Origin of the sequence: Marinobacter sp. EVN1 (assembly GCF_000475375.1) — a bacterium.
Lineage (GTDB): Bacteria > Pseudomonadota > Gammaproteobacteria > Pseudomonadales > Oleiphilaceae > Marinobacter > Marinobacter nauticus.
Genome location: NZ_AXCB01000017.1, coordinates 1 through 11,114 on the forward strand (window position 1 = coordinate 1; position 11,114 = coordinate 11,114).

Consider the following 11,114-nt stretch of genomic DNA (forward strand, 5'->3'; position numbering starts at 1 on the left):
TGACTTCGATCCCTGAAGATTGAATGTATCCGTTTTCAGCCTGCGCCATCCGGGTGCCGGCTCCCGCCAACCCGGGCACACATACCCGGGCGACGGAACACAGTTTAATACAAGCTGCGGGGTATGCGGTACCCTGAGAGCAATTGCTCTGTGAACGGGTTGGTATTGCTGGCCGCGTGCAGGCGATAACGCATTTCCCCGTCATCCACCGTGAACTTCACGTCCACCGCATTGCTGCTGACACCGGTGATGTCCGCCTTACCCAACAACCGGAACAGTGCCCAGGGACCACTTTCGGAAATGCTCCGGGGCGATCGGTTAACCTGGATCGGCACCAGCGTTACCCGGCTCTCCACGGTGTCCCGCAAGGTGTTCGGCCATACCAGCGGAATGCTCTGGCTGGGGCCATGGGAGAACTCCACCAGCTGGCCATCGATATTCACCACCGAGCGACGTTTGTTGTTGCTGAGGTTCAGGGGTTCCAGCGCGAATTCCACATCCAGCGTACCGCTGCGGGTGAAAAACGCCTGGCGAATCTGCCGGGCACGGTCCAGCGCAGCAACCACGTCCCGTCGCACCAGGCTGGCCCGGCGGGCATCACCCACATGTTCCGGATGGTCTTCCAGGAACAGCTTCAGGTTGTCGTTGTAGAAAGTCTCCAGAATACCGTCCGGCGCGAAGAAGCGCTCGAAGTCCTGCAGCGCAGCATCACGCCCTGCCCCCTGGGTAAACGGATAATGCCGGGCCAGGTTCTGCTGGAAAGGCTGGTAAACCTCGCGATACCAGTCACGCTCCAACTGGGCCACCGCACTGTCCAGAACCACGCGCCAGCTTTCGGTGGCCAGGCGGTTCAGTATCCGGTTCAGGGGTTCCGGCTGATGGCCGGCCATGCGCTGCAGGGTGAAGATAGGGTCGGCGCCCTGCAGGCCCATGCGGGCACGAGCGGCACTGAGGGCGGCTTTGCCGGTATCCGGGGATTCCTGGATGTTTCGCATGTATTCATGCAGCTCACCCACCACCAGCATGACTTCCTCCAGCCCAGACGGCTCCTCACCCTGTTTGCGGGTAAGCTGGTTCAGGTCGCTGAACTGGCGCTCTATGTCCTGCAGCATGCGGTAATGGGGAGATTGCTCAAGCAACTTGCGTGCGGCTTCCGCTTCGCCTTCACCTACCGGAATCAGGCGAGTGTTTTCCCGCACCTGCGCCAGCAATCGGGCCAGTGGCTGATGGCCGCTGGTCAGGCTGTCGAGAATACGAACGCCGTGGTTGAGATCCTCAAACCGATGGATATCCAGCCGGCTCAGCGCTGTGCGCCAGGCCTCGGCATAGTGCTCGGCGTACAGCGTTTGCAGGCTGGCCAGCAGTTCGGCTTCATCGGCCTTGCTGAAATCAACATCATCCCTTCGGCCCAGCACCCAGGCGTCAATCAAGGCCAGTTCGGTGACCGATCCGGATTCCCGCAGGAACCATTTTTCCAGTCCCTCCCGGGTCAACAACGCTGGTATCGAGAGTGGATCCTCAGCAGACGGCACATCCTCGGCAAGCGGTTCGCCGTAACTGTCCAGGCGGGTGAACACGGTCGAGAACGCCGGGCCGGAGCTGCGGGCCAGTTCCAGTGGGGTCGGGAAATCACGGCTGGCCTCGTTCTCCAGCTCGCGGTATACGCGGTCTGAGGTGCTGATACGACCAAGTTCGTGCTGTGCCCATTCAACACTGCTGCGGAAGGGCGCCAGAGCCATAGTGGCGGTTGGGTCGCCGTTGGCAGCCAGGTCCGACAGATCGGTGTGGGCCATGGCGTATTGCAGGTGTCCATACAGGCGATTCTGCACATCGCGCTGGCCGGGGAAACGGGCCTGCCAGTATTCACGCATGTATCCGGACACGATGTCGGTACGGCGGCCGCTAGCATCGTAAAGCATCCGCAGCACGCGCAGGTGTTCGAGCCGCTCAGTGCTGTTATCCGGGGCCTGGCCCATTTCCTCCATCACGCCAAACATCAGCGCAGGCAGGTATTGATAGGCCAACATGTTCAGGTAGGCCTTATCCACTTCCGGGCCCACCTTGTGCCCCTGGTACAGCCCCATGTCTGTCACCAGCGGCCACTCCTTGCGGTAATCGCCGAAGGCCAGCGTGGCATCCCGCAGCTCATCCAGCGGTTGCAGCAGATTACGGCCGGTGGTGTCCGGCTCGTAGCCAACCGGCTGCCAGTCGTTCAGATAGCTTTTCACCCGGTTTTCCACCTGGGCAGCCGCTTCGGCATTCTGGAGAAAATAATGCTGCCAGCCCGCGGTCATGCCCGCACCGGCGGCCAGGGCCACCACGGCGGCAACGGCCACCCGACGATGACGCTGGCGCACCACCCGCCGGTTATCCCCGGCCAGGCCCGCCTCCGGATAGATGATTTCGGGGAACAGCCCCTTGGTGAACAGACTTGCAGACTGGCCACCACGCTGGGCCGGCTGAATCGGGTCCGACATCTGGTAGTTCCGGGCAGCAGCGGAGACAAAGGCGTCCTCGGGCACACCTTCCTGCAACACCGAGGTGAAGTAGGTGCCGCGTACCAGTGCCGGCGTGGAGAAGGCATCCGCTGACAGCAAATCCGTCAGGAACTGCTCCATGGCCGGCTTCAGGCCCGCCAACTGGCGGGTGAACGAATAAGCCGCCGCCCGTTCTTCGTTATCACGGGTGTTGGCCAGCACGTCCGGCAGGCGTTCGGTGAGCTCATCCACCATATCGGCGTAACGCTCGGCAAACTGTTCCAGCCACTGGTCCTGATCCTGCTGGCCGTCCAGCCTGAAGGTGAACCCCAGGGCCTTGTCCTTCTCCGCCTTGCTGAGAGTACGGACAAACGGCGCAAATCCGTACATCAGATCCATCTTGGTGAAGGTCACATACACCGGCAGCCGTGACCCAAGCTGTTCCATCAGCTCCCGCAGGCGGGTGCGCAGCAGAATGGCGTGGGCTTCACGCTGTTGTTCGTTGGCGGCGCTCAGGCGCGCAAGATCCACAGCCAGGATAACGCCATTGAGCGGCCGCTGGGGCCGGCTGCGTTCCAGCCAGGCGATAAAGTGGTTCCACAGCCGGCTCTGGATTTCGCCGGTGGCGCCCTCACCCTGGTTCTGGCTCAACAGTTCGCCATCCGGGTCGATCAGGACACCGTTGTCGCCAATCCACCAGTCAAAACTGAACGGGTTACGGTCGCCACGGTTGTTACGGGTGACGTTGGTCAGGGTATAGGTTTGCCCGGCACGCTGAATCAGGCTGGTCTTACCGGCATCTTCCAGGCCCATCACCAGATACCAGGGCAGACGGTACAGGCCCTTGCGACCCGGCAGATTGCTTTTCAACGCCTGCAGCTGGCGGTCCAGCAGCCGCTGTTGGCGACGCTCCATGGGCAGAATCGGGTCTTCCTGCTCCCGCTGCTCCTCGGCCTTGGCTTTGTTCACTTTGCCCAGGCGACGGGCCAGCATGGTGCCCCAGACCATCACCACCATCAGGACCACACCGAGGGTGACCAGAGCACGCATCTGCCAGGCCATCAACGGGTAGTCGCCGTTGATTTCCAGGCGTGGCCCCAGCCACCAGGTGGCTACCAGCAGGGCGATCACCCCCAGAGCCAGGGTGACGGGGGCGGCGCTGCGGATGTAGGGCAGAAGCCAACGACCAATGAGTAATGCTTTTCTCCACATGGTTTCCATTCCTGCGTTCGTTGCGTCTTGCGGGCGTTACGCCAGTCGTTCCAGTTGTTTTATAAGAGCCGGTTCCCAGTCATCGAGAACCCGCCCCTGGATCTGGTTTTTCAGATCCTGAATCTGTTCGGCGGCCAGGGCTTTCAGGCCGGTTTCCTTGAGCAGCCGGGCCGTGGACAGGCGCCAGTAGAAGCGCTCGCGCGGCTCCCGGGCATCGGCCAGACCCTGCTCCAGCAGTTCCATGGCCGGAGCCAGTTTGTTCTGCCGCACCAGCTCAAGCGCACCGTCGAATGCCTGCTCCCAGGGGTTGGCACCTGCGCCCGTTCCTTTGCCAGCCGCCGGGGCTGTGTGCAACCAATCAGCACCATCGTCACTGAGAAACGGTGTGCCATCGTTGAAGGTGAGCTCGGCCAGTTGCGGCAGGCGGTCGACAAACGCTTTCAGGGCTTCCCGGATGGCCTCCGCGCAATCGGTATTGCCAAGGGCCATGGCCGCCCGGGCGCTGAGCCAGTGGCCATCGAGCCAGAACGGGCTGACCGACAGGCTTTGTTCAATGCGCTGCCACAGTTCCAGGTCCGGTGTTTTCTCCAGAGCTTCCTTGTACTCGGCCACCCGGTCTGCGCTGACGGCTGCCAGATCTGTGCGCTTGCCATCCCGGGTTGGCGGCAGGCTGGTGATACTCTGCCAAATGGCATACCGACGCATCCGGTAGCCCAGGGCGTTGTCCGGTTCGCTGCTGGTCAGCAGCTCGGCGACCTTGAGCAGACTCTGCCGGGTCGCACGCTCGTTACTCGGGTCCAGTGTCAGATTGCCCAGCGACGCGGCCGTAGTGTTGGAACTGGCCGAGCTGGAGGGCGATGAGCTGGCCGTGCTCTCCTGTTTGTTTGTCGGGGTGTTTTCAGACGCCGTCCGGGGCGCGGTGGCCTGGTCCGGCTTGGGCAGCTTTTCCACGGCCCGCTTCAGGTCGAACAGGGCGTCGTCAGGTAAATCCCGGTCTTTGGCCTGGGTATCCAGTTTCTCAACCAGATCCAGACAGAACTGACGACCATCTCCTACGCTGGCATCAAAGTTCAGGCTCTCAACCGCTTTAAGGGCCCGCTGCAGCATCTGCGTAAACAGCATCTTGCGAGCCCGCTGCCCCTTGGCACCGGGATAGGGCCACGCGTTTTCCCACCAGTCGTCCAGCACCCGATGCAGCAGGTACAGCGACAAGGCAAACCGTTCACCATCGCCGCCACGTTGCAGGCTGAGCATGACAAAACCCAGAACCTTGATGTCCTTGCTGCGATCCGCCAGCAGTTTCAGTGCTTCGCTTTCAACCTTGTGCCAGTCGATGTCGTTGTGGGCCAGCGAGCCCACTTTCATGATCTCGTCTTCGAGAAACTCCAGCGTGCTGTCTTCAGCCAGGCTTTCGCCTACCCCGGTGTCACCCGGGATCGGGTTCAGTACCTGATCCACGTAAGGATGCTGTTCAATCACCTGCATGCCATCACTCCTTACCAGCCACAGGCCTGGCGCAAAGGCTTGATCGCCTCAGCAAAGCCGTTGAGGTCAAACAGCAGGCCATCAAGCTCCCGAACCCCCGCCTGCAGGCGCACATCCGGCTGGTTGACCACATCCAGTACGGTGCGGATAGCGGGCAGGCCGCGACCGGCGCTGACCACCAAACCTTCATCCCGAACCCGCCAGTGTGCCCGATGGGGCCCCAGAGTTACGTCCACTCGCTCGCGATCCAGTGGCTCCGGCAGCATGATGGCCAGCTCGGTGATGTTGTTGTGGCACTGCAGCGACAGCACCGGGCGTGGAGGTTTTACCCCGAGCGCGGTCACCGTCACCAGATGACCCGCCGCGCTGCCGGTGTCGCGATAGACCACCCCGCCGGCATCGTTCCCGCTGGCCTGTGCAAACACCCGGCGCCAGCGCTCCGACTGGTTCACCAATGCCGGATGCTGGCCGGCCTCGTACTGCGCCAACGGCGTACCGAACACCTCATCAAAACAGGCCAGACGTTCCAGCCGGTTCGGTTGTTCAGTGCAGGCCCGGGCTTCCGCCAGGCGGGTATCGGCCCAACTGCTGGTACTCACCAGCAACAGGACCATCAAGGGCAATCGGTGCAGGTCTTTCAGGGTCATACGTCGGTTACCTGATACTTCAGACATTTATGGGCCAGTGTGCGTTTTGGCAGGCCCAGGCTTTCCGCGGCCTGGGCGCGATTGCCGCCATACTGGCGCAGACGTTCGCGGATGATGGCGGCCTCAAAGGCCTGGGCGGCGGCTTTCAGGTCGCGGATATCATCGGCCGGAGGTACGCCCGGGATGGTTTTGGCTTCCACGAAGGCCATGGTCGACTCCGGGGAGTCGGCAAACAGATCGTCCAGGCGCAGGACTTCCGGCTGAATGTCGTCACCGGCCGGGGTCTGCAGACAGGCCAGTTCGATGATGTTGCGCAGTTCCCGGACATTGCCCGGGAAGTGGTAGTCGGCCAGCGCACTCAGGGCATGGCTGCTGATGCCCAGCGGGCCACTGCCCTCGCGCTCGGTGTAGAGCCGGATGAAGTGACGGCTGAGCGCTTCCAGATCTTCACTGCGTTCCCGCAGTGGCAGAACGCGCAGGGGAAACTGGCTGAGGCGGTAGAACAGGTCACGCCTGAACCGGCCATCCTCAATGCCCTCCTGAAGCGGCTGATGGGTGGCCGCCACCAGGCGGAAATCCGAATGTTGCTCTTCCCTGGCGCCCAATGGCCGGAACTGTCGGCTTTCCAGCACCCGCAACAATTTGGATTGCAGTGCCATGGGCATATCGCCAATCTCATCCAGAAACAGGGTGCCGCCGTTGGCCTGGGCCAGCAGGCCTTCTTTGGCCTGGTCGGCACCGGAGAAGGCACCCTTGGTGTGACCAAACAGTTCACTCTCCAGCAAGGTGTCCGGGATGGCGGCACAGTTGACCACCACCAGAGGCCCACTGGCACGGTCGGACATATCGTGGATGCCCCGGGCCACTACATCTTTGCCACAACCGGTTTCGCCCTGAATCAGCACAGACAGCTGGCTGCCAGCCGCTCGCACCACCTGGGCCCGGAGGTGGGTCATGGCTTCGGAATTGCCAACCAGGGTATAGGCTAACTGGCTGCAGCGCTGGCGCAGGCTTTCGGCATCGTGCAGGTGGTCCAGGGAGCGCTTGAGCAGCCGCCGTTGCCACACCTGGTCACGGGTTTGCAGCTGGCTGATCCATTGATGCACCAGCAGTTGCTTCAGGCCGCTGTACAGTGGCTGCGTAACGATGCCCTGCCAGTCAGGATGGTCGCCGCACAACACGAGCATGCCGAGGGTGCGGCCATCTTCGCCCTTTAATGGCTCCAGCCAGAAGCTTCTTGGGCGGCCACTAAGTTCCAGGAGCGTCTGGAAGCCGGCATGATCCAGGCGATAGCTGGCAGCACGGGTGAGTTCCCGCGGCTGGCCTGTCTGCAGCACGTGGGCAAAGGGGTGGCTGAAGTCGTTACAATCAAACTCGCCCGCTTCGTCCAGTTTGCTGCAGTGCAGGGTCCGGCCGCTGAGGTCGAGTTCCAGCGCCCAGCACTTGCTGAGCCCGAAGGCGCTTTCGAGTTGGCGGGTGGCGGTGTTCAACAGCGCTGGCAATGTGTCCTGTTTGATCAGTGCCACCGCCAGATCGATGCCGGTGTGCAGTTCCTTCTGCATCCTTCCCATGCTTTCATTCCCAGAATAATTACTTAGGAGATCGTCGCCCGCGCATCCTGCGGGGTGGCTTTCCAAAACACGCTGTGAATACATCCTTGTACGCTCCCTCATCGCTCGCCGCCCGCACACCGTGGGGTTGAGCTTTCCAAAACACGCCGTGAATACATCCCTGTAGGCTCCGCTCCGCCATCCATGGCTCCGCAGGGTTTTGGAAAGCTCAACCCCACGGTGCACTACGATTCAGGAGGCCTCCAGGCTAAGCGACGGTTCCTGTAAATCTGTTTTCTTCCACACCCAGTTTCACCTTCGTCACCGGCTCCCTGGCCGCCAGTTTTTCCAGCAACGCCAGCGACACCGGTGGCAGCAGTTCGCCTTCGATGATCGACTCCAGCATCCGCGCGCCGTTTTCACTTCTGGTGGCGCGGCTGCGGATGGCTTCGACCAGGCCGTCTTCCAGTTCCACCTCGGTGTGGTAACGAGTTTGAATCTGGTCAGCCAGGCGCTGGAGTTTGTCGCCGACGATGCGGTTGAGAGTGTCTTCACCCAGCGGCAGGTAGGGCACCACTTCCATCCGCGCCAGCAATGCCGGCTTGAAGAAGTTGGCCAGTTCCGGGTACAGGGCCTCTTCGATCTTCTCCGGCTCTTCGGCGTGGTTGACGATGGTCTGGAAGCCGAGGTTGGAGGTCAGGAAGAAGACCACGTTCTTGCAGTCGATCAACCGGCCTTCACCGTCGGCCAGTTCGCCTTTGTCGAAAGCCTGGTAGAACAGGTTAAGCACTTCCGGGTGGGCTTTTTCGACTTCGTCGAGCAGCACCACGGAATAAGGCTTCTGGCGGATGGCTTCGGTGAGGATGCCGCCTTCTCCGAATCCGACGTAGCCTGGGGGCGAGCCGATCAGGCGGGAGACAGTGTGTTTCTCCTGGTATTCAGACATGTTGATGGTGGTGAGGAACTGGCGGCCGCCGTAAAGCAGTTCAGCCAGTTGCACCACGGTTTCGGTTTTGCCCACACCACTGGGGCCTACCAGCAGGAAGGCGCCCATGGGGCGACCTGGCCGGCGCAAGTCGGCGCGGGCGGTGAGCAGGTGCTGATGCAGGCAGTCGATGGCCGTGTCCTGGCCTTTGATGTGGGCCTGCAGGTATGCCGGCAGGTGGGTGATTTTTTCCAGCTCGTCGGTGGTCATGCGATTAACCGGGATGCCGGTCCAGTCGGCGATGACTTCGGCCACCTGGCGGGCATCCACCCGGGCGTGTACCAACGGTTCGTCGGCCTGGAGTTCAGCCAGTTCCTGTTCGATGGCGGAGGCTTCGCTTTTCAGGTCCGGGCGTTCTTCGCGATCGCTCTCGGCCAACTCAACAGCAACGTCATCTGCGGTTTCGCGCTCGACATCCCCCACCAACAGCTGTTCACGGATCTCGACCAGACGGGCAACAAGCTCCCTCTGGTCATTCCAGCTTTGTTCCAGTGCTCCGGATTCGGCGGTCAGGTCGGCAATCTTCTGTTCCAGGGCCTGTTCGCGCTCGGCATCCACGTTCTGGCCAAGCGTGTGTTCCCGGCTCAGGAGCTCCTGTTCCATGGCCAGCTGGTGCAGTTCACTGCGCACATGGCTGAGACGGCGTGGCGGTGTACTCAGGTTCAGGCTGACCCGGGCGCAGGCGGTATCGAGAACATCGATGGCCTTGTCCGGCAGCTGGCGACCGGCCAGATAACGGGCGGACATTTCTGCGGCGGCTTTAAGGGCGCTGTCGGCGATCAGTACCTGATGGGCTTTTTCATAGACCGTGCGCAGGCCACGGAGGATGTGGACTGCTTCGCCCGGCGTTGGCTCGTCCAGTGCCACCGGTTGGAACCGGCGGCTGAGAGCCGGGTCTTTTTCGAAGTATTTCTTGTACTCGCGCCAGGTAGTGGCAGCGATGGTGCGCAGTTCGCCACGGGCCAGGGCTGGCTTCAGCAGGTTGGCTGCGTCGGAGCCACCTTCGCTGTTACCCGCGCCGATCAGGGTGTGAGCTTCGTCGATGAACAGGATGATCGGGGTCGCCGAACCTTTCACGGCTTCGATCACGCCCTTCAGGCGTTTTTCAAACTCGCCCTTCACCGAGGCGCCGGCCTGCAGGGCACCCATGTCCAGGGTCCAGAGTTCGACGTTCTTCAGGCGGTCCGGCACGTCGCCGTTAACAATGCGCAGGGCCAGGCCCTCCACCACGGCGCTTTTGCCCACGCCTGCGTCGCCCACCACAATGGGGTTGTTCTTGCGGCGACGGCAGAGGATATCGATCATCTGATCGATCTCGGCATCGCGACACACCACGGGGTCCAGTTTGTCTTCCCGGGCCAGCTTGGTGAAGTCGGTGGCGTAACGTTTGAGCGGGTCCATATCGGCTTCAACCGCTGGCCTGGCCCCACCGCTTTCCATCAGCTGCGGACGCTCCACAGAACCCTTGGTTACCCGATCAAACTGCTTGCGCAGCTGTTCCCGGTTGATGTCCACCAGCGCCTGCGCCACCCGAGGCATCAAGTAGCGATCGGCATTCATCAGCAGGGCCAGGAACACCGCGCCGGAACGCAATTCGGTATGGCCGAGTTCGGTCGAGGCCAGCAGCCAGGCGTCCTGCATCAGTTCTACCAGCAGCGGCGAGAACGACGGATACGGTTCGGCGGTCTGAGGTTCGCCGTTCAGGCTGTCACCCACCACGGGTTGCAGTTGCTGGTGGTTGATGCCGGTGTGTTCGAGGATCTGGCGCACATCCGAGAACGGCGTTTCCAGCAGTTTGAACAGCAGGTGCGCCGGGGTAATCTCGGCGCCCTGACGGCTGATGCACAGGGCCGCGGAGGCTTCCAGAGCCTGGCGTGAAATGTCGTTAAGGCGCCCGATCAGCGCCGGCAGTTCTACCCGAATCACAGTGATGTCCTTATTTCGGTAGTTGTTCCAGAACGCTGAGCACATCCCTGATGCGTTCGTTCAGCGCCATGTTATAGAGCGAATAGATCCCGGCCATGGCCGCCACAAACAGGCCACCAATACCCCACAAGGGCAGGCCGCTGCGCAGGCGGTTGCGGGCCGGCATCAGGTTTTCCGTGGCATCGGCCAGCGGCCGGCTGTCGCGGTCGCCACGCAGTTCGCGAAGCTGGTCATAGAGGCCACGAACCACCTGTTCGTATTCGTCCCGACCGTTTTCCATGACCTTGTAGCGACCCTCAAAACCCAGACACAGGCACAGATAGATGAACTCGAGCATGTCCCGGTAACGAGTCGGCTCTTTTTCCATGCGGGCCAGGATGGCAAACACCTTTTCGCCACCCCAGGTTTCGTTATGGAATCGGCTGAGTAGCGAATGCTGTGACCAGACGCTGTGGGCGCCCCAGTCGGTACCCAGCACAGCCTCGTCGATAAAGGCGCAAAGCACGTAGCGGTAGGCCACCACCGTCGGGCGCTCATAGCCCTGCTCCACCAGTTCCCGGTCAACGGCGGCGACTTCATCCACTACCTGCTGGTACAGGGTTTCCACCTCGCGGAAATCCGCCAGTCGCCGCACCCGAATAACCAGTCCCAGCAGCGGGGTGGCGGCGTCAATCAGCCGGTTATCTTCCAGGCCACGAAGCTGGAAGCTGCTGTCATCGGATTCAACCGGCGACTGGCCGGCGCCGCTATCGGCAAACAAAAGGTCGCTGAATGCACGATCACCCGAATCCCTGGTGTTGTCTGGTCTGTCCATTACCGGTGCATCTGCCAT

Annotated in this window: 6 protein-coding genes; all 6 read right to left on the reverse strand. The window is 61.8% G+C overall.

Annotated features, from left to right (window positions below; genetic code table 11):
- Positions 1 to 104: 104 nt before the first annotated feature.
- Positions 105 to 3,698 (reverse strand): type VI secretion system membrane subunit TssM, encoded by a 3,594-nt coding sequence (tssM, locus tag Q674_RS29060; RefSeq protein ID WP_031210059.1) that lies wholly within the window; start codon positions 3,696 to 3,698, stop codon positions 105 to 107.
- Positions 3,699 to 3,725: 27 nt separating this feature from the next.
- A complete protein-coding gene (gene tssA / locus Q674_RS29065) occupies positions 3,726 to 5,174 on the reverse strand; it encodes a type VI secretion system protein TssA (protein ID WP_023008680.1) in 1,449 nt (482 codons plus the stop codon).
- Between the two features lie 11 nt (positions 5,175 to 5,185).
- Positions 5,186 to 5,821 carry a type VI secretion system-associated protein VasI gene (gene vasI, locus Q674_RS29070; RefSeq protein WP_022991308.1) on the reverse strand — a complete coding sequence of 212 codons (636 nt, stop codon included), beginning with the start codon at positions 5,819 to 5,821 and terminating at the stop codon, positions 5,186 to 5,188.
- On the reverse strand, positions 5,818 to 7,383 hold the full coding sequence (locus tag Q674_RS29075) for a sigma-54 interaction domain-containing protein (RefSeq protein ID WP_023008681.1): 1,566 nt from the start codon (positions 7,381 to 7,383) through the stop codon (positions 5,818 to 5,820). The genes vasI and Q674_RS29075 overlap by 4 nt, the downstream gene beginning before the upstream one ends.
- Positions 7,384 to 7,639: 256 nt before the next feature.
- Complete coding sequence (tssH, locus tag Q674_RS29080) at positions 7,640 to 10,327, reverse strand: type VI secretion system ATPase TssH (protein ID WP_081698932.1); 2,688 nt, start codon at positions 10,325 to 10,327, stop codon at positions 7,640 to 7,642.
- Positions 10,293 to 11,114 carry a type IVB secretion system protein IcmH/DotU gene (gene icmH / locus Q674_RS29085; protein ID WP_023008683.1) on the reverse strand — a complete coding sequence of 274 codons (822 nt, stop codon included), beginning with the start codon at positions 11,112 to 11,114 and terminating at the stop codon, positions 10,293 to 10,295. The genes tssH and icmH overlap by 35 nt, the downstream gene beginning before the upstream one ends.